This is a genomic window from Nocardia sp. XZ_19_385, from assembly GCF_015355755.1.
In the GTDB taxonomy this organism is placed as follows: domain Bacteria; phylum Actinomycetota; class Actinomycetes; order Mycobacteriales; family Mycobacteriaceae; genus Nocardia.
On record NZ_JACVEE010000002.1, the window covers coordinates 1,414,364 to 1,433,124 of the forward strand.

Below are 18,761 nucleotides of genomic sequence, written 5' to 3' on the forward strand. Positions count from 1 at the left end.
CCCGCGGAGCGACCGAAGGCCCTACTTCTCGAGCGAGTAATGGGTTTGCTGGGCGCCGGCGCCGAATCCGCTGGGCAGCACATCCTTGGCGTGCTTGAGCGAGTCGATCGTCTTCTCGGGCGCGCGCAGCTTCTTGACCCGCAGATAGCCGAGGAACGCGAGCACCGCGGTGGTGGCGATCATCAGCAGGAAGACGATCAGGAACGCGGCCCAGCGCGCCAGCCACACATCGAGCAGCTCACCGAGGAAGAAGAAAAAGAAGAAGCTGCTGAACAGCAGCACGGTCAGCGCGAGGATGAAGAAGACGCTGCCCTGCAGCCCCTTCTTGATCTCACCGGTGACCTCGGCCTTGGCCAGCGCCACCTCGGCGCGCACCAGCGTGGACATCTGCTCGGTGGCGTCGCGGACCAGGGTCCCGAAGCTCGCCGATCCGGGCGGGTTGGCATCGGTCAGGGGAATGGCGGTCAAGGAGCGGTCGCGCGCGCCGTCGTTCCCGTTGCCCTGTGCGAAACTCACTTCGTCGACCCTTCTTCCATGTCCTGAGATCCCACGCCAAGCCTGGGGTGTGTGCTTTTTGCGTCGCGCCGCGCCTGATGGACACGCCCACGTCGCAACAGTAGCGCCGAACCGGCGAGCGATGCCGCCATTGAGGTGACCAACACCGCCGCCTTCGCCAATTCGACGGAGTCGCCTTCCAACGCGAGCTCTGCCACAAGCAGGCTAACGGTGAACCCGATCGCACCGAGCACCGACAGGGCGAACATGTCGCGATATTCGAGATCTTGTGGGCGTTTCGCGATGCCGAACCGGATTGCCACCCAGCTGATTCCGAAGATGCCGATGACTTTGCCCAGCAGCAGGCCGAGAATGATGGCCAGCGCGAGCCGGTCGGTGAACATCTCCCCGAACACCTTGCCGTCCAACGGAACGCCGGAGGCGAACAACGCGAACAGCGGCACGCACAGCCCGGCGGAGATCGGCTGCACCAGGTGTTCGAGGCGGGTCGCGGGCGCTTCGTCTTCGCCGGGATCGGCCTTGACCCGGGTCAGCAGGCCGAGCGCGACACCAGCCAGGGTCGGGTGGATACCGGCCTCGTGCAGCGCGTACCAGGCCGCCAGCGCCAGCGGCAGGTAGACGAGCGGGGTGCGCAGCCGCTTGTGCTGTGCCAGCCACCACCCGGCACAGGCGGCCACGGCGGCGAGCAGCCACAGCACCGACACCGAGGCGGTGAACAGCACCGCGATCAGGATGATGGCCAGCAGATCGTCGACCACCGCCAGGCTCAGCAGGAACACCCGCGCGCTCGTCGGCACCCGGGAGCCTGTCATCGCGAGTACGGCCAAGGCGAACGCGATATCGGTGGCCACCGGAATGGCCCAGCCCTTGTCCATGCCGGGCACGCCGAAGCCAACTGCGAGCGCGATCAGCGCGGGCACGACCACACCGCCGGCCGCGGCGATGATCGGCAAGGCGGCGCGGCGCTTGTCGGCGAGCTCGCCCACCACCAGTTCGCGTTTGACCTCCAGGCCCGCGACGAAGAAGAAGATGGCGAGCAGGCCGTCCTTGGTCCAGTCGGCCACGGTGAGTTCCAGGTGCAGCGGCTTGATCGGCAGCACCGTCTCGGCGATCGTGGTGTAGCTGTCGCCCCAGGGGGAGTTAACCCACAGCAGCGCGATCGCTGCCGCAAAGAGGAGGATGGCGCCACCGACGGTCTCGATCCGCAGGTACCGGGTCAACTCGGAACGCACTTGGTTGATCACGAGAAACCTTTCGGCGGGGTGGGCAAAAGCCACGGGCGCGCAACCCTGCCGATACCGGCGGTGAAGCGCGACCGCACGCCGACCAGACTTCCCGGCACACCTTACGCAATCCTAACGCCTGGTCGTGGTGGCCGGGACGGCACCTCGCTGCGCTCGGCTTTCGTCCCGGCCACCTTTCGGCCCATTGGCACCGGGGGCGCTTCGCTTCCCCGGTGCCGCGCTGCTTCCCGGGTGCCGCGGTGCTTCTACGGTGCCGCGCTGCTGCCGGGTGCGTACCCGCTACCTCTGCGTACCTGCTGGCTCTGCGCACCTGCCATCCGTGCGCGTTTGCGGCCTGTGCGTCGCTGCCTTTTGTGCCGGGCTTTTGTCATCCGCGGCGCGGGGTCACGCCTGTTTGGCCCGGATCGCCTCGAAGACGTTCGGGTCGACCAGGGTTGAGGTGTCGCCCAGTTCCCGGCCTTCGGCGACATCGCGCAGCAGTCGCCGCATGATCTTGCCGCTGCGGGTTTTGGGCAGCTCCGGCACCACGTGGATCTCGCGCGGCCGGGCGATCGGGCTGATCGCCCGGGATACCTCTGCTTTGAGGTCGTCGATGAGCGCTGCGCCGGTGTCCTTCGCCTCGGCCGTGAGAATCACGAAGGCGACGATGCCCTGGCCGGTGGTCGCGTCCGTCGCGCCGACCACCGCGGCCTCGGCGACTCCGGAGTGCCCGACCAGCGCCGACTCCACCTCGGCGGTGGAGATGCGGTGCCCGGAGACGTTCATGACGTCGTCCACGCGCCCGAGCACCCACAGGTCGCCGTCGGCGTCGAGCTTGGCGCCGTCGCCGGCGAAGTACCAGCCCTGCTGGGCGTAGCGCTCCCAGTAGGTGGCCCGGTAGCGGTCCATGTCGCCCCAGATGCCGCGCAGCATGGACGGCCACGGCTGATCCAGCACCAGGTAGCCGTTCGCCTCGGTCTCGCCGAGCTGTACCGGCTTGCCTTCTTCGTCGACGACTGTGGCCGAGATGCCGGGCAGTGGCGTCATGGCGGCTCCCGGCTTCGCGGCGGTGACGCCGGGCAGCGGGGAGATCATGATGGATCCGGTTTCGGTCTGCCACCAGGTGTCCACGATCGGAGTCCGGTTGCCGCCGATGACTTCCCGGTACCAGCGCCAGGCTTCCGGGTTGATCGGTTCGCCGACGGAGCCGAGTACGCGCAGCGAGGACAGATCGTGGGCGGCGGGAATCTCCTTGCCCCATTTCATGAAGGTGCGCACCAGCGTCGGCGCCGTGTAGTAGATGCTGACACCGTACTTTTCGACGATGTTCCAGTGCCGGTGCTCGTCCGGGAAGTTGGGGGTGCCCTCGTAGACCACCTGCGTCGTCCGGTTCGACAGCGGGCCGTACACGATGTAGGTGTGCCCGGTGACCCAGCCGATGTCGGCGGTGCACCAGTAGACGTCTTGTCCCGCTTTGTGATCGAAGACGTTGTGGTGGGTGTAGGAGGCCTGGGTGAGGTAGCCGCCGGTGGTGTGCAGGATGCCCTTGGGCTTTCCGGTGGTGCCGGAGGTGTAGAGGATGAACAGTGGGTGCTCGGCGTCGAAGGCCTGCGCCTCGTGCTCGGGGGAGGCCTGCGCGACGGTCTCGTGCCACCACAGGTCGCGGCCGTCGGTCCACGGCACCTCGATCTCGGTGCGTCGCACCACGAGCACGTGCTCGACGCTGTGCGGCACATCGCCGTTCGCGTAGAGCGCCTCGTCGACGGCTTCCTTGAGCGGCGCCGCTTTGCCCCGGCGCCACTGCCCGTCGGTGGTGATGATCAGCCGGGCCTGCGCATCGTCGACGCGCTGCCGCAACGCGGTGGGGGAGAAGCCCGCGAACACCACCGAGTGCGTCAGGCCCAGCCGCGCACAGGCCAGCATGGCGACGATGGCTTCCGGGACCATCGGCATGTAGATCGCGACGCGGTCCCCGGCTTCCAGTCCGAGCTCGGTCAAATAGTTTGCGGCCCTGGATACTTCGGCGAGCAGCTCGTTGTAGGTGAGTTCGCGGGAATCGCCGGGCTCGCCTTCCCAGTGGATGGCGACCTGGCCGCCGTGCCCGGCGAGCACATGCCGATCCACGCAGTTGTAGGCGACATTGAGCTTGCCGTCGACGAACCACTTCGCGACGGGGGCGTCGGACCAGTCCAGCACCTGCGACCACCGCTGGTGCCAGTGCAACCGGTCGGCCTGCGCGGCCCAGAACTTGTCGCGGTCGGCCTCGGCCTGCGCGTAGAGGGACGCATCCGCATTGGCCGCGGCGGCGAACTCCGGCGTCGGCGGGTACGAATCCTGATGATCGGCAGTGGTTTCGGTCATCTCTTCTCTTCTTTCCACGTAACCTGAGCGCACGATTCGATGCGACCGAGGTCGACAGTATCCAACGAGGCCCGATGCCGTGCCGAGTGTGTCCACCAGGTTTCGAACGATCACAGCCAGGGAAACTCGGCTGTGAGGTGGGTCGACCCGCCGAACCGCCGAAGGCCTCAGGTAGAGGCAATGTTCCGGTGGATCGGCCGCATTCGCGTGATCTTTTCCGTGTAAAGCACAAACCACCGGATTTGTAAATTGTGGAATGAACCTTTGTCGATCCCAGGACAGGACTGTCCAGGATGGTTAACCTCCGATGCATCCTGGGTGGATCGGCCGGGAGGCGTCGGTGCTGGACCGTGCGTGTGCCGGCGATCCCCTCGCACCGAGATCGGGAGTTGCGTTGAGATTCAACAGAGCAATCGCGCTGACCGCGGCAGCACTGGTGGCCACAAGCCTCGGGCTGACCGCTTGTTCTTCGTCGGACGACAGTGCCGACGCCGGCATCGTGACGGTCAACGGCGGTGAGCCGCAGAACCCCTTGGTGCCCTCCAATACCAACGAAAACATGGGTGGTCGAGTCGTCGACCGGCTCTACGCCGGGCTGAAGTACTACGACGCCAACGGCAAAGCCACCAACGAGATGGCCGAGAAGATCGAGACCACCGATCGCCAGAACTACAAGATCACGATCAAGCCGGACTGGAAGTTCACCGACGGCACCACGGTGAAGGCGAAGAACTTCGTCGACGCCTGGAACTACGGCGCCCTGGGCACCAACGCCCAGCTGCAGAGCTACGTCTACGCCTCGATCGCCGGCTTCGACGAGGTGTCGTCCGATCCGCCGAAGGCGCAGACCATGAAGGGCCTCAAGGTCGTTGACGACAAGACCTTCACCGTCGAACTCACCCAGCCCTCCATCGACTTCGAGCTGAGCCTGGGTTACGCGCCCTACTACCCGCTGCCTGATGTCGCGTTCAAGGACATGAAGGCCTTCGGTGAGGCGCCGGTCGGCAACGGCCCGTACAAGTTCAAGACCTGGGAACACAACGTCAAGATCGACCTGGACAAGAACCCGGACTACAAGGGCGGCCGCCCGGCCAAGAACGACGGCCTGCGGTTCGTGCACTACCAGTCCTTCGACACCGCCTACGCCGACCTGCAGGGCGGCAACCTGGACGCGCTCGACACCATCCCCGCCAGCGCGCTCTCGACCTACAAGAACGACCTCGGTGACCGCGCGATCAGCAAGCCGACCGCGCAGAACCAGCACATCGGCATCCAGGCCACGGTCCCGCACTTCGGCGGCGAAGAAGGCGTGCTGCGCCGCAAGGCCATCTCGATGGCCATCAACCGGGAACAGATCTGCGAGAAGATCTTCCACGGCACCCGCAAGCCCGCGCTCGACTTCACCGCGAGCACCCTGCCCGGCTTCAACGGCAACCTGCCCGGCGTCGAGTCGCTGAAGTACAACCCGGAAGAGGCCAAGAAGGTGTGGGCCCAGGCCAACGCCATCTCCCCGTGGTCGGGCCAGTACCAGTTCTCCTACAACTCCGACGGCGGCCACCAGGAATGGGCCGAGGCCGTGATCAACAGCGTCAAGAACACCCTCGGCATCGATGCCGTCGCCACCCCGTACCCGACCTTCAAGCAGATCCGTGACGAGGTCAACGCCAAGACCATCGGCAAGGCGTTCCGCTACGGCTGGCAGGGCGACTACCCGACCATGCTGCAGTTCCTCACCTCGCAGTACTTCAGCTTCTCCGACACCAACAACGTCGACTACAACAACCCGGAGTTCGACCGGTTGCTCAAGGCCGCGCTCGCCGCGTCGAGCGAGGAAGCGTCCTACAAGCTGGTCGGCGAGGCGCAGGCCCTGCTGATCAAGGACGCGGCCGACATTCCGCTGTGGGATTACATTGCCGCCGCGGGTGTTTCGGACCGGGTCAAGGGCGAGCTCGCCTGGAGTGGCCTGTTCGACTTCGAGAACCTCGAACTGAAGTAATCGCCGCGCTGGAGCCGCACCGCCACACCGGGGTGCGGCTCTCAGCCTTTTCCGGAGGAATACAGCTATGGCTTGGTATGTCCTGCGGCGTCTGCTCCAGATGATCCCCGTCTTCCTCGGGGCGACGTTGCTGATCTATGCGATGGTGTTCTTGATCCCGGGTGATCCGATCAAGGCGCTGGCCGGTGAGAAACCACTGACACCGGGTGTCGAGGCCGCCCTGCGGGCTCGCTACAACCTCGACAAACCCTTCCTGATGCAATACCTGTACTACCTGAAGGGCATTGTCACCTTCGATTTCGGGACGGCCTTCTCCGGCCGGCCGGTGCGCGACGAGCTCGCCCGGGCGTTCCCGATCACCATCAAGCTGGCCTTGATGGCGGTCGCCATCGAGGGCATTTTCGGCATTATTTTCGGCCTGATCTCGGGGCTGCGTAAGGGCAAGCTGTTCGACTCGACGATGCTGGTCATCAGCCTGGTGATCATCGCGGTTCCCGTGTTCGTGGTCGGCTTCCTGGCGCAGTTCCTGCTCGGCGTGAAGTGGGGCATCGCGCCGGTGACCGTCACCGGCAAGGCAAGTTATGGCGAGTTACTCGTCCCGGCGTTCGTGCTGGGGTCGCTGTCGTTCGCCTACGTACTGCGGCTGACGCGGAACTCGGTGGCGGAGAACATGACCGCCGACTACGTGCGAACCGCGACCGCCAAGGGCTTGAGCCGCCCCCGGGTCATCACTGTGCACATTCTGCGCAACTCGATGATCCCGGTGATCACCTTCCTGGGCGCCGATCTCGGCGCGCTGATGGGCGGCGCGATCGTCACCGAGGGCATCTTCAACATTCCAGGTGTCGGCGGCACGCTGTATCAGGCCGTCGTGCGCGGTGAGCCGCCGACGGTGGTCTCCTTCGTCACGGTGCTCATCGTGATCTTCCTGATCTCGAATCTCCTGATCGACCTGCTCTATGCCGCACTCGACCCGAGGATCCGCTATGCCTGACCTCGAGAAGCCCAGCGCCGAAGCCCGGTCCGGGCAGGAGTATTACGTCGCGCCACCCGACGAAGTGGAGGTGCTCGCCACCGACAAAGTCGTCGAGACCGGCACCCCGACGAGCATCTGGGCCGACGCCTGGCAGCAGCTGCGGCGCAACCCGATCTTCGTGGTGGCCACCCTGATGATCCTGTTCGTCATGGTGGTGGTGTTCTTTCCCTCGCTGTTCACCAGCCAGGATCCGCAGTTCTGCGACGGCGCGTTCAGCATGGCGCCCCGCAGTTCCGGGCATCCGTTCGGCTTCGACAAACAGGGCTGCGACATCTACGCCCGAACCATTTACGGCGCAAGAGCTTCCGTGGCGGTCGGCGTCGGTTCGGCATTGCTGTTCGTGGTGATCGGCGGCATCCTCGGCGCGCTGTCCGGGTTCTACGGCGGCCTGCTCGATTCGGTGGTGTCCCGGGTGGGCGAGGTCTTCTACGCCATCCCGCTGATGCTGGCCGCGATCGTGGTGATGCAGCTGCTCGACCAGCGGACGATCTGGACCGTCGTCGCCATTCTGGCGACGTTCACCTGGCCGCAGGCGGCTCGTATCGCCCGCAGTGCGGTGATCGAAGCCAGAAACAGCGAATATGTGACCGCGGCAAAGGCATTGGGTGTCTCCCGATTCCGTACATTGCTGCGGCATGTGGTGCCGAACGCGGCGGCCCCGGTCATCGTGGTGACCACGATCTGGCTCGGCGTCTTCATCGTGACCGAGGCGACGCTGTCCTTCCTCGGTGTCGGACTGCCGCGCACCGTCGTGTCGTGGGGTTCCGATATCGCGCAGGCGCGGATCGAGATCCGCACCTCGCCGATCCTGTTCTATCCCGCGACCGCGCTCGCGCTGACCGTGCTGAGCTTCATCATGCTCGGTGACGCCGTGCGCGACGCGCTCGATCCGAAAGCCAGGAAGAGGTGACCGGGGCGATGCAGCCACTGCTCGAAATCAAGGACCTCAACGTCTGTTTCACCTCCCAGGCCAAGAAGATCCCCGCCGTGCGCGGGGTGAGCCTGGCGGTGTATCCGGGGCAGACGGTGGCGATCGTCGGCGAGTCGGGCTCCGGCAAATCGACGACCGCGCACGCGATCATCGATCTGCTGCCCGGCAGCGGCGAGGTCACCTCCGGTTCGATCATGTTCGACGGCAAGGATCTCACCGCCGCCTCGTCGAAAGACATTGTGGCCGTGCGCGGTAAAGGCATCGGCCTGGTGCCGCAGGATCCGATGTCGAACCTGAATCCGGTCTGGAAGGTCGGCTTCCAGATCCGGGAAACCCTGGAGGCCAACGGGATCGCGAAAGGCAAGGAGGCCACGAAACGGGCCGCCGAGCTGCTCGAGGAAGCGGGTATGTCCGACGCCGAGCGCCGGATGAACCAGTACCCGCACGAGTTCTCCGGTGGTATGCGCCAGCGCGCGCTCATCGCCATCGGATTGTCTTGCCGGCCGAAGCTCTTGATCGCCGACGAGCCGACCTCCGCGCTCGACGTCACCGTGCAGCGGCAGATCCTGGACCATCTCGACGGGCTGACCAGCGAACTCGGCACCGCGGTGCTGCTGATCACGCACGATCTCGGTCTCGCCGCCGAACGCGCCGAGCACCTGGTGGTGATGTATCGCGGCCGGGTGGTGGAATCCGGTCCGGCACTGCAGATTCTGCGCAACCCGCAGCACCTGTACACCAAGAAGCTGGTCAATTCGGCGCCGTCGCTTGCCTCGCAACGGCTTTCGGCGGTGCGCAAGCGCGCCGAAATCCGCGAGCAGGCGGTGGAGGTCGCTGAACAGGTGGCCGAGCAGGTGCTGGCCGAAGATCCGGCCATCGCCACGGTCACCGACGACGTGGTGGTCGCGGAGAATCTCACCAAGGCGTTCAAGATCCGAGGCAGCGCGCCGTGGAAGTCGACGGACTTCACCGCCGTCGACAATGTGTCGTTCCGCCTGAAACGCGGCACGACCACCGCGATCGTGGGCGAATCCGGCTCCGGCAAGTCGACCGTCACCCAGATGGTGCTCGGACTGCTCGAACCCACCTCGGGTTCGGTCACCTTCGATGGTCGCGAGGTCGCGAAGCTGAACAGCAAGGAGGCCTTCGCGTTCCGGCGTCGAGTACAGCCGATCTTCCAGGACCCCTACGGTTCCCTGGACCCGATGTACTCGATCTACCGGACCATCGAGGAGCCGCTGCGCACGCACAAGATCGGCAACGCCAAGGAACGCGAGGCCACCGTGCGTGACCTGCTGGACAAGGTGTCGCTGCCGACCACGGTGATGCGCCGCTATCCGAACGAGCTGTCCGGTGGACAGCGGCAGCGCGTCGCCATCGCGCGGGCGCTGGCGCTCAATCCGGAGGTGGTGGTCTGCGACGAGGCGGTCTCGGCCCTGGACGTGCTGGTGCAGGCGCAGATTCTGAACCTGCTCAACGACTTGCAGGCGGAGCTGGGGTTGTCATATTTGTTTGTCACCCATGATTTGGCAGTGGTTCGGCAGATCGCCGACGACGTGCTGGTTATGCAGAACGGGGCGGTGGTCGAATCAGCTTCCACCGCAGAGGTATTCGATAATCCGCAAACCGAATACACGCGCCGGCTGCTCGACGCCATCCCTGGCCGGGAGCTGCTGACCGGGTAAGGGGTAGCGGCACCGGGGCGCTTCGCTTCCCCGGTGCCGCACTGCTTCGGGTGGAGATCGGTTACATGTAAATAGAATCCGATAGGCTGTGCCGCATGGTCGAGTCGTTGCAGGCGTGGTCCGCTTATCGTCGGCTGCGCGAGCTGGTGGATGCGGAGGTCGCGCGGGAGCTGGAGCGCAGTGCGGGGCTGTCGATGCCCGACTACGAGGTCCTCGCGACTCTGGTGGAGCTCACCTCGGCCGACGACTGCATTCGCGTTCGTGGCCTGGCCGAGCGGATGCTCTGGGCGCACAGCCGGTTGTCGCGGCAACTCGGGCGGATGGAGCAGCGCGGGTTGATTGCGCGCGAAGCTTGCGAGCGTGACGGGCGCGGGGACGACGTGGTGCTCACGGAGGCGGGGCGGCAGGCCTATGTGGAGGCGGCGCCGGGGCACCAGGCCGTTATCCGGGAACGGTTCACCGATCTGCTCTCCGAGCAGCAGTTGCACACTCTGATCGCAATCGAACGGCAGATCGCCGCCGGGCACGCCGTGGCGCCCCGCTAGCCTCGTATCTCGTGACCGACCCGCTACAGCCACTCGTCGACCTGCCCGGTGTCCGCGATGCCGCCGACCGCGCCCGCGACGCGCTCGCGGCCGTGCACCGGCACAAGGCGAACCGGCGGGGGTGGCCGACCACGGCTGCCGAAGCCGCCGTGCGGGCCGCGCGTTCGTCCGCGGCGATCGACGGCGGCAGCACCGGATTGCCGTCGGTGGACGGGGTGGTGGAGGACCCGATCCTGGCGGGCTCGCTGCGGGTGGGCCAGGCGCTCGACGCCGACGCGCTGCGGAATCTCGCGGGTACCTGGCAGCGTGCCCCGCTGCAGGCGCTGGCCCGGCTGCATCTGCTGGCCGCTGCCGATCTGGTTTCGGACGAGACGCTGCTCGGCCGCCCGCGCGCGGTGGCCGGTGTCGCCGAACGCCTCGACCTGCTGGCGCAGACCGTGCAGGCAACGCGGGCGCCGGCGCCGGTGATCGCGGCGGTGGTGCACGGGGAATTGCTTGCCTTGCAGCCGTTCGGGACCGCCGACGGCGTGGTCGCCCGGGCGGCATCGCGTCTCGTCACCGTGTCTAGTGGGCTGGACCCGCATAGCCTCGGGGTGCCGGAAGTGTTCTGGCTGCGCCGCCGCCAGGCCTACCTGGACGCGGCCGCCGGTTTCCGCACCGGAGATCCGGCCGCGGTGGGGGATTGGGTGATTCTGTGCTGCGCCGCACTGGAAGACGGCGCGCGCGAAGCGGCCTCGATCGCCGATTCGGCAGTGGGCTAGACAACGCGCAGCGGGCGGCGTAGCCGCTTGTGCGACTTCACCGCCCGCGAAGCACGGACAACCCGGTTACCAAGCGTGCTGGGTGGGTTGTGTTCGGCGGCCTCGGCGAGGAATCGGTCTCCTACGGTTCATCCCCGCAACCTGTGCGAGGCTCTCGCCGTAACAACCCGAATCTCGCAGGCCCACAACGCTTCTGCCCTTGTCGCGGCGCGCTCCGCGTGGGTGCCTGGTGTCCGTGCTGGGAAGGGTGGGATGGGAGACTGAATCTTCTCTTCCGATTCCGCCCAGGCCTTCCGTCCTTCCGTAGCTACCTTTTTACCACTGTGACCGGCGCCACTCAAGGGTTCGGGAAACATAAGATTACCGGCGTGTTCGTCGGCGTTTCGTGGTTAAATGCCTGGTCGCTCCGGCTCCGGAATTATGTCAGCAAACGCTCCCCGCTAGCACTCGGCTGCGCCGTCTAACAGCACTGCGGTGCGCCGGGTGCCAGGCCAGCTAAAGCTCAGCGGCGCTTGCGCAGCAGCCGGTAGGAGATCGCGCCGGCCACCACCGCACTCACTCCGACGGCCGCTGTCGCGGCAAGGGTGGTCGACGACGGCGCCTGGAATCTGGCCCACAGCGACACCGGATTGGAGAAGGTGAGCACCGGCCAGTTCCGGGCCACCGCCTCGCGGCGCAGGTTTCGATCCGGGTTCACCGCCGTGGGATGGCCGACCGCGGTCAGCATCGGCAGATCGGTCCCCGAATCGGAGTAGGCATAGCACCGCGACAGGTCGTAACCCTCACTGGCGGCGAGCTTTTCGATGGCCTGGACCTTGCCCTCGCCGTAACAGTAGAAGTCGACCTCGCCGGTGTACTTGCCGTCCTCGACGACCATCCGGGTGGCGGCGGTGTGCGAGGCGCCGAGCACCTCCGCGATCGGCGCGACGATCTCCTCGCCCGAGGCCGACACGATCACCACGTCGTGGCCCCGAATCTTGTGGTCCGCAATGAGATCCGCGGCCTCGGCGTAGATCAGCGGATCGACGAGCTCGTGAAGTGTCTCCGCCACAATGGATTTCACCTGCTCGACATCCCAGCCCGCGCACATCTTGGTGAGGTGCTCGCGCATCCGCTCCATCTGATCGTGGTCGGCGCCCGAGAGCAGGAACATGAAGTGGGCGTAACTGCTCTCCAGCACGGCGCGGCGGTTGAGCAGGCCCTGGGCGAAGAAGGGCTTACTGAAGACGAAGGTGCTCGACTTGGCGATCACCGTCTTGTCGAGATCGAAGAAAGCGGCCACGCGATGATCACCGTCGTCTGTCACTCGTTCAGAATAGGGCCGCGGTGCCCGGACTCGGGGAACGACGGTCCGCCGGTGCGCGAACGAGCGCGGGTCAGGGAACGATCGATCGTCTCTGCGCACCAGGTGGCGCGGGGTTTGCCCGGAAGACGCCGGGCCGCTGACGAGCACAAATTTCTCGAAGGACGGACTTGCGTTCCTGCCAGGGCTTGGGTGTAGTATTGCTGACACCTGGACATAGTCCAGGCGCGTTCAGCCCGACCCCCCGGGGCTGAACCCGACGGCCCCAGCCTCCTCCCCCCCCGGCTGGGGCCGTCCTCTATTTTCAGGACGGCCCTTGTCTGCACAGGGCGAAAAGAAAAGTTATCCACACCCCCCGAGTTATCCACATTCGGCATAACGGGTCTTCCGCTCCTCTGCACGGTGCACCACGCTCACCGCATGGAACTCGAAGCAGCGCAGGTGATCGCGGCTCCACCGGCCCTCGTACTCATTCGCGACGGCCGGCTCCGTGACGAAGTCCGCCGCATCGCCGCCGCCGCGGAACGCGGCCTGGACGAACGTGAACTCCCCATCGGCCGGCACAGCTGGGCCGCGGCGCCGCTCGTCATCCTCGATACCGCCACCGGCCAGGCCTGTGCCGAGGCCGGATATCTCCGCCGCATCGGCGTCGTCCTGGTCACCGACGGTGAGCCGGAACTGCCCGATTGGCAGGCCGCCGCGGCGGTCGGCGCCGAGCTCGTCATCGGCCTGCCGGGGGCCGCCGTGCGGCTTATCGAGAAGTTTGCTGAGCACGCCGAATACCGCCATGGCGATGGTGTGGTTATCGCCGTCGCCGGTGCCTGCGGCGGCGCCGGAGCCTCCACATCGGCGGCCGCCACCGCGCTTCGTTCGGCGGCGCAACGGTTCCGCACCGACACCGTCCTGGTCGACGCCGCACCCCTCGGCGGTGGTCTCGACCTGCTGCTCGGCCTCGAGAACGCCACCGGCCTGCGCTGGCCCGACCTGGTCGTCGAGGACGGCCGCATCTCCGCCGCCGCCCTGCACGCCGCCCTCCCCGCGGCCGCACCCGGGCTGGCCGTCCTGTCCTGCGGGCGTGGTGGTGCCGGTCGATTGCCCACCGAAATAACCCCCGCCGCGATCCACGCTGTAATCGAAGCCGGAAGGGCCGCAGGCGATCTCGTGATTTGCGACCTCTCCGCCGAACGCGGCCCGCACGCCGAGGCGATCCTCGACTCCGCCGATCTGGTCGTCCTCGTCGTCCCGGCCCGCCTGCGCGCTCTCGCCGCCGCCGAATCCGTCGCCGCCTACATCGCCACCCGAAACCCCAACCAGGGCTTGATAGTTCGTGGTCCAGCGCCCGGCGGCCTCTCCGCCTCCGACATCGCCGAGGTCCTAGACCTGCCCCTACTCGCCGCCGTCCGCACCCAACCCGGCCTCGCCGCCCGACTCGAACGCGGCGGGCTCACTCTCCCGCGCCGCGGTCCGCTGCGAGACGCCGCCGACGCGGTGCTGTCCGTCTTGAGTTCACCTGTAGCGCAGGGGGTTCGGTGAACGGCCCGTTGAGGGAGCGATCCTGCTCGGAGGGCTCGCGATGAGCGCACTGGTGACCTCGGAGTTGTTGGACCGGGTGCGGGAACGGCTGGCGGGGCACACCGGAGATCCGGAACCGGCCCAGGTGGCGGCGGCTATTCGGGCCGAAGCCGGTGCGGTGCTCGGTGATACCGATCTGCTCCGGGCGTTGCGGCTGTTGCAAACGGAGCTCACGGGTGCCGGGGTGCTCGAACCCTTGCTGCACGACCCTCGCGTCGCCGATGTGCTGGTCACCGCGCCCGACGCGGTCTGGGTGGATCGCGGACGCGGACTGGAGCACACCTCGATCACCTTTCCGGACGAGGCCGCAGTGCGCAGGCTCGCGCAACGCCTGGCGCTGTCGGCGGGCCGCCGGCTCGATGACGCACAGCCGTGGGTCGACGGGCGATTGTCGGGAAGCGAAGCGGCACTCGGGGATTCATTCGGCGTGCGGCTGCACGCGGTGCTCGCCCCGATCGCCCACGGCGGCACCTGCCTGTCTCTGCGCATCCTGCGCCCGGCCACCCAGGGGCTCGACGCACTCGCCGCCTCCGGAGCGGTACCCCCGGCGGCGAAGGTGTTGTTGGAGAGCATCATTCGCGCCCGGCTGGCCTTCTTGGTGGTCGGCGGCACGGGCGCGGGCAAGACCACACTGCTGTCCGGCCTGCTGGCCAAAGTCGACGCCCGCGAACGCATCATCTGCGTAGAGGACGCCGCCGAACTGGCCCCACCGCACCCCCACGTCGTCCGCCTGGTCGCCCGCACCGCCAACGTCGAGGGCGTCGGCGCGGTAACCGTCCGTGACCTGGTCCGCCAGGCACTGCGCATGCGACCGGACCGAATCGTCGTCGGCGAGGTGCGCGGCGCCGAAGTGGTAGACCTCCTGACTGCCTTGAACACCGGCCACGACGGGGGAGCCGGCACCGTCCACGCGAACTCCCCACAGGAGGTCCCCGCCCGTCTGGAAGCCCTTGCGGCCCTGGGCGGTATGGACCGAACCGCCCTGCACAGCCAACTAGCCGCCGCCGTCCAGGTGGTCCTGCACGTCCACCGCCGCGCCGACGGCACCCGCGGCCTGCGCGAAATCGGCCTGGTTCAACGGGATCCGGACGGCCGCGTGCGAATAGCCCCGGCCTGGGCGGCCGACGGTGGCAAGGCCCCAGCCGCGGAAGCCCTTTCCCGCCTGTTGGCCGATCGGTGCCAACGATGATCGCGACACTCGCGCCTGTCAGGTCGCCAGACGCGATGCCATGCAGCCTGGCGACACCGATGCTGGGTGTCGAGGCGACGCCGCAGCCGTCGGAAGGCCCGATTCGATGATCATCGCGTATGTCTGCCTCGTCATAGCGTTGGTCGCGGCACCGCCTCCGGCGGCACGCCGCAGATTCGGTGCGACGTTCGCAGGTCCGGGAGCGGCGCGAAAGCCGCTGTCCCGCATTGTGATTTCGCTGCTGATCGTGATCGGTCTCGCGGCCGTGGTGCTGGTAGGTATCGGCCCACTCACCGCAGCCGTGCTCATGACCGGCACCATCGCCATCCGGACGCACCGCCTCCGCCGCGACCGCCAACGTGACACGGAAAGCGCCAACCTGCTGGATGCCCTCGAAGCGGTGATCGCCGAACTCCGCGTCGGTGCCCACCCAAGCTCCGCCGCCGAGGTCGCAGCCCGCGAATCCCGTGGCCTCGCCGCCCAAGCCTTCACCGTCAGCGCGGCCCGCAGCCGCCTAGGTGGCTCCGGCGCCACCGCCCTGCACCTTCCCAACTCGGTCATCACCGCCGAACTCGCCCGCGTCGCCACCGCCTGGCAAGTAGCCGAACAGCACGGCTTGGCCCTCGCCGAACTCCTCTCCGCCGCCCGCACAGACCTCCTGGCCCGCACCCGCTTCCGCAGCCGAACCACCGCCGCCCTAGCCGGCGCCCGCGCCACCGCCACCGTCCTCGCCTACCTCCCGCTGCTCGGCATAGCCCTCGGCCAACTAATGGGCGCCGCCCCCTTGACCACCCTCTTCACCACCCCCGCCGGCACCCTCCTACTCCCACTGGGCACCGCCCTCGCCTGCGCGGGCGTCCTCTGGACCGACGCCATCACCCGAAAGGTCCTGACATGACCAACCTGTGGACAACTGTGCACAATTCGCACCCTGCAACATTTCGACCGATCCGATCGCGCCGCCCGCGGATTCGTGAATCCGCGCCACCGCGCGTTCACTCACCAGCGCGCAGGACGCCCACGGACCCAGGAGATCTGGGCACCGCCTTTTCCCACCCACCGCAGCGCCCATCGCCGAGCGCTAACGGTTCCGACGACCCCACCCGCATGCACCCTTACCCGGCATCCCAGCTGGGCGGGATCAACCAGCTCACGGGGTCAGTGAGCGTCAGCCACCATCAGCTCCACTCCCAGAGATGGCACCCGCACAATCGATTCTGCCCGAGCCGATTCGGCGAGCCGAAGCCCACCCGCACAGCGCCGATTCGCCGCCGCAACACAACGACTACCGCCCCATCGGCGATCCGGTCGCCTGGACAGAAACGCCACAGCCCGCGCGATCGACTGAACCCACCCCTCAACTCACTGGGGATGACTGTGCACAATTCGGACCACGCGCAATCCCGGAAGACTGACTCGCCCCTGCATGCCGCAACGTCGGTCCTTGCCGAGGCCCAACCGCCCTCCGCACCGCAGCAGGCATTCTGTCCCACCGGAATCGGAAGCCTCACCGCACCCCCGCTCCCGCCGCATAAGCGACCCCTTCGCCTCGCAACCAGTTCTCGTGGGACTGACGCAAGGAGGCTGGCTCTGCCGATCGCGGCGCTTCCTCGGCCCGCGCCTTTCGGCGGCGGAATACACATCGCAGCGCGATCAGGGTTGCAGGTTGGGGATGGCCGTGTACAACCTCGGCCTTCAATCGCACCCGTGAAAACGGCAGCAGTGCACATGCCGCAGACGGCGCGGGTGACATTGTGCGCCAAGGCATTCGGTGCATTTGGGGTGGTCTCAGTTGTGGACGATGCAGCTGGTCGGCAGGTCTGGGAGCACGGACTCGATGGGGCGGGAGCAACGGAAGGAGTTGGGATGGGCGGGTCTGGGGTGGCGGTGCTGATGGTGGCGTGTGCGGTGGTGGTGCTGCCGGGGCGGGTTACGGTGGCGCGCCGGCTGCGGGTGGTGTGGGGTGGCGGGGGCGAGTCGGTGGGGGGCAAGCGGGTTCGGGGGAGTGGGGTGGATCCGCTGGCGGTCGCGTCCGTTTTCGATCTGCTGGCTGCGTGTCTGCGGGCGGGGTTGCCGATGGCGGGGGCGGCGCGGGCGGTGGCGGGGGGTGCGCCCGAGGTGCTGGGGGAGGCGTTGGGGCGGGCGGCGGATCTGCTGACGTTGGGGGCGGATGCGGGGACGGCGTGGGAGCGGGCGGTGCGGGAGGTGGCGGGGCGGGCCGGGGCGGAGGAGGTCGAGGCGTTGGCGCGGATGGCGCGGCGGTCGGCGAGATCGGGTGCCTCGCTGGCAGTAGCGGTGGGGGAGTTGGCCGAACAGCACCGGGGTGCGCTGGAGGACGCGGCGGCGGCCCGGGCCGAACGTGCGGGGGTGTTGATCAGTGGTCCGCTCGGGCTGTGTTTTCTGCCCGCGTTTCTGTGCCTGGGCATCGTGCCCGTGGTGATCGGGCTCGCTGGACAAGTCCTCGGGGACGGGCTGCTGTGACGGCGGCGCAGGCGTGCTCGCGCGGATCGGCCGCGCGGGCGGGAAAGAGAGGGGAATCCGGTGCGAATCGAGAATGGGGCGGGCTGGCGGATGCGGGTGCTGGCGCAGCGGTGGTGTCTGGAGGTGCGGGCGCGGCTGCTGCGGGCGGCGGTGGACGACGCGGGGATGTCGACCGTCGAGTACGCGATCGGCACCATCGCCGCGGCGGCCTTCGGGGCCGTGCTGTACGGCGTGGTGACCGGGGATTCGATCGTGAACGCGTTGACGAAGATCATCGACAAGGCGTTGAACACCGCTTTGTAAAGCGCTGGGGAGCAGCGAGTCTCGCAGGGGACCGGGGTGCGGTGACAGTCGAGGCAGCGATCGCGCTGAGCGCGGTCGTGGTCGCGGTAGTGCTGTGCTTCGGGGCCTTGCTGGCGGCGTCGACGCAGGTGCGTTGTGTCGACGCCGCGCGCGAAGCAGCTCGGTTGGCGGCCCGCGGGGACGAGGCGAACGCGATGTCGGTGGCTCGGCGGATAGCGCCCCGAGGCGCCGACATCGCATTGCGCACCGAGGGTGACCGGGTGGTGGCGGTTGTCTCCGCCCGGTCGCCCCTGCTGCCTCTTGTGCTGCGCGCGGACGCTGTTGCCGCGCAAGAGCCTGGAGTGTCCCGGTGAGTGCGGACGGCGAAACCGCCCGCACGCCACCGACTCCTGGACCTGCCGCCCGGATCGCGGAGTCCGGACAGTCATTCGCTCGTGCGGACAGTGGTGGCGCGACCGTGCTGGCCTGCCTCGCACTCGCCGGGTTGATCGCGGCAACGCTGTTGATCAGTCAGGTCGGGATCGGTGTCGTGGCACGGCATCGGGTGCAGGCGGCGGCCGATCTGGCGGCGTTGGCGGGTGCGGGTGCGCTCGAGTCGGGTGCGGCGGCGGGATGCGCCGCGGCCGCGGAGATCGCACGGCTTGTGCGAGCGCGGGCACGGACGTGTGCGGTGTCGCAATGGGATGTAACTGTGACGGCAGAACAAAATGTACCAATGGGTCTGTTTGGTGTTCGCACAGTTAGCGCAGTCGCACGCGCCGGACCGGTCGACGATGAACGGTGACTGCGGTATGCACTTACCACTCGGCGACCTGAGTGCGCGCAATTCCGGTAATTCCGATGACCCAACAAATGCGAC

The 18,761-nt window shown here is 67.4% G+C and carries 17 protein-coding genes; 13 read left to right on the plus strand and 4 right to left on the minus strand.

The features are described from left to right. Nucleotides 1-21: 21 nt before the first annotated feature. The 3 genes from IBX22_RS19290 to acs form a co-directional block, all read right to left on the minus strand. Nucleotides 22-516, minus strand: coding sequence for a phage holin family protein (locus IBX22_RS19290; RefSeq protein ID WP_194816921.1), 495 nt, complete (start codon nucleotides 514-516; stop codon nucleotides 22-24). After that, the gene (gene nhaA / locus IBX22_RS19295; RefSeq protein WP_194816922.1) at nucleotides 513-1,760 is read right to left on the minus strand and encodes a Na+/H+ antiporter NhaA; all 1,248 of its coding nucleotides are present in this window, start codon (nucleotides 1,758-1,760) and stop codon (nucleotides 513-515) included. The genes IBX22_RS19290 and nhaA overlap by 4 nt, the downstream gene beginning before the upstream one ends. Before the next feature lie 384 nt (nucleotides 1,761-2,144). Then, a complete protein-coding gene (gene acs, locus IBX22_RS19300; protein ID WP_194816923.1) occupies nucleotides 2,145-4,100 on the minus strand; it encodes an acetate--CoA ligase in 1,956 nt (651 codons plus the stop codon). A 394-nt stretch (nucleotides 4,101-4,494) separates the two neighbouring features. On the opposite strand from acs, the gene IBX22_RS19305 reads away from it, so the two are divergent. From IBX22_RS19305 to IBX22_RS19330, 6 genes are all read left to right on the plus strand, one after another. Then, entirely contained in the window at nucleotides 4,495-6,096 is a 1,602-nt protein-coding gene (locus tag IBX22_RS19305; RefSeq protein WP_228538871.1) for an ABC transporter substrate-binding protein, read from the plus strand. A 67-nt stretch (nucleotides 6,097-6,163) separates the two neighbouring features. After that, on the plus strand, nucleotides 6,164-7,090 hold the full coding sequence (locus tag IBX22_RS19310) for an ABC transporter permease (RefSeq protein ID WP_194816925.1): 927 nt from the start codon (nucleotides 6,164-6,166) through the stop codon (nucleotides 7,088-7,090). Beyond that, nucleotides 7,083-8,042, plus strand: coding sequence for an ABC transporter permease (locus IBX22_RS19315; RefSeq protein WP_194816926.1), 960 nt, complete (start codon nucleotides 7,083-7,085; stop codon nucleotides 8,040-8,042). Before IBX22_RS19310 ends, IBX22_RS19315 begins: the two co-directional genes overlap by 8 nt. Before the next feature lie 8 nt (nucleotides 8,043-8,050). Next, nucleotides 8,051-9,748, plus strand: a complete 1,698-nt coding sequence (locus tag IBX22_RS19320; RefSeq protein ID WP_194816927.1) for an ABC transporter ATP-binding protein — start codon at nucleotides 8,051-8,053, stop codon at nucleotides 9,746-9,748. Nucleotides 9,749-9,843: 95 nt separating this feature from the next. Continuing rightward, a complete protein-coding gene (locus tag IBX22_RS19325; RefSeq protein WP_228538872.1) occupies nucleotides 9,844-10,293 on the plus strand; it encodes a MarR family winged helix-turn-helix transcriptional regulator in 450 nt (149 codons plus the stop codon). Nucleotides 10,294-10,304: 11 nt separating this feature from the next. Then, nucleotides 10,305-11,054: an oxidoreductase gene (locus tag IBX22_RS19330; protein ID WP_194816928.1), complete on the plus strand. Its 750-nt coding sequence runs from the start codon at nucleotides 10,305-10,307 to the stop codon at nucleotides 11,052-11,054. A gap of 502 nt (nucleotides 11,055-11,556) precedes the next feature. Here IBX22_RS19330 and IBX22_RS19335 read toward each other — a convergent pair. Further along, nucleotides 11,557-12,360: an HAD-IB family hydrolase gene (locus IBX22_RS19335; protein ID WP_194816929.1), complete on the minus strand. Its 804-nt coding sequence runs from the start codon at nucleotides 12,358-12,360 to the stop codon at nucleotides 11,557-11,559. Between the two features lie 417 nt (nucleotides 12,361-12,777). Between IBX22_RS19335 and ssd the strand changes: the two genes are divergently transcribed. From ssd to IBX22_RS19370, 7 genes are all read left to right on the plus strand, one after another. After that, on the plus strand, nucleotides 12,778-13,890 hold the full coding sequence (gene ssd, locus IBX22_RS19340) for a septum site-determining protein Ssd (protein WP_194816930.1): 1,113 nt from the start codon (nucleotides 12,778-12,780) through the stop codon (nucleotides 13,888-13,890). A 40-nt stretch (nucleotides 13,891-13,930) separates the two neighbouring features. Beyond that, a complete protein-coding gene (locus tag IBX22_RS19345; RefSeq protein WP_194816931.1) occupies nucleotides 13,931-15,118 on the plus strand; it encodes a TadA family conjugal transfer-associated ATPase in 1,188 nt (395 codons plus the stop codon). 106 nt (nucleotides 15,119-15,224) lie between these two features. Next, complete coding sequence (locus IBX22_RS19350; protein ID WP_194816932.1) at nucleotides 15,225-16,016, plus strand: type II secretion system F family protein; 792 nt, start codon at nucleotides 15,225-15,227, stop codon at nucleotides 16,014-16,016. A gap of 968 nt (nucleotides 16,017-16,984) precedes the next feature. Further along, entirely contained in the window at nucleotides 16,985-17,599 is a 615-nt protein-coding gene (locus IBX22_RS19355) for a type II secretion system F family protein (RefSeq protein WP_194816933.1), read from the plus strand. A 90-nt stretch (nucleotides 17,600-17,689) separates the two neighbouring features. Beyond that, nucleotides 17,690-17,902, plus strand: coding sequence for a DUF4244 domain-containing protein (locus IBX22_RS19360; protein ID WP_194817802.1), 213 nt, complete (start codon nucleotides 17,690-17,692; stop codon nucleotides 17,900-17,902). A gap of 41 nt (nucleotides 17,903-17,943) precedes the next feature. Further along, nucleotides 17,944-18,255, plus strand: a complete 312-nt coding sequence (locus tag IBX22_RS19365) for a TadE family type IV pilus minor pilin (RefSeq protein WP_194816934.1) — start codon at nucleotides 17,944-17,946, stop codon at nucleotides 18,253-18,255. Beyond that, complete coding sequence (locus IBX22_RS19370; RefSeq protein ID WP_309234685.1) at nucleotides 18,252-18,686, plus strand: Rv3654c family TadE-like protein; 435 nt, start codon at nucleotides 18,252-18,254, stop codon at nucleotides 18,684-18,686. The genes IBX22_RS19365 and IBX22_RS19370 overlap by 4 nt, the downstream gene beginning before the upstream one ends. The last annotated feature ends 75 nt before the right edge of the window (nucleotides 18,687-18,761 follow it).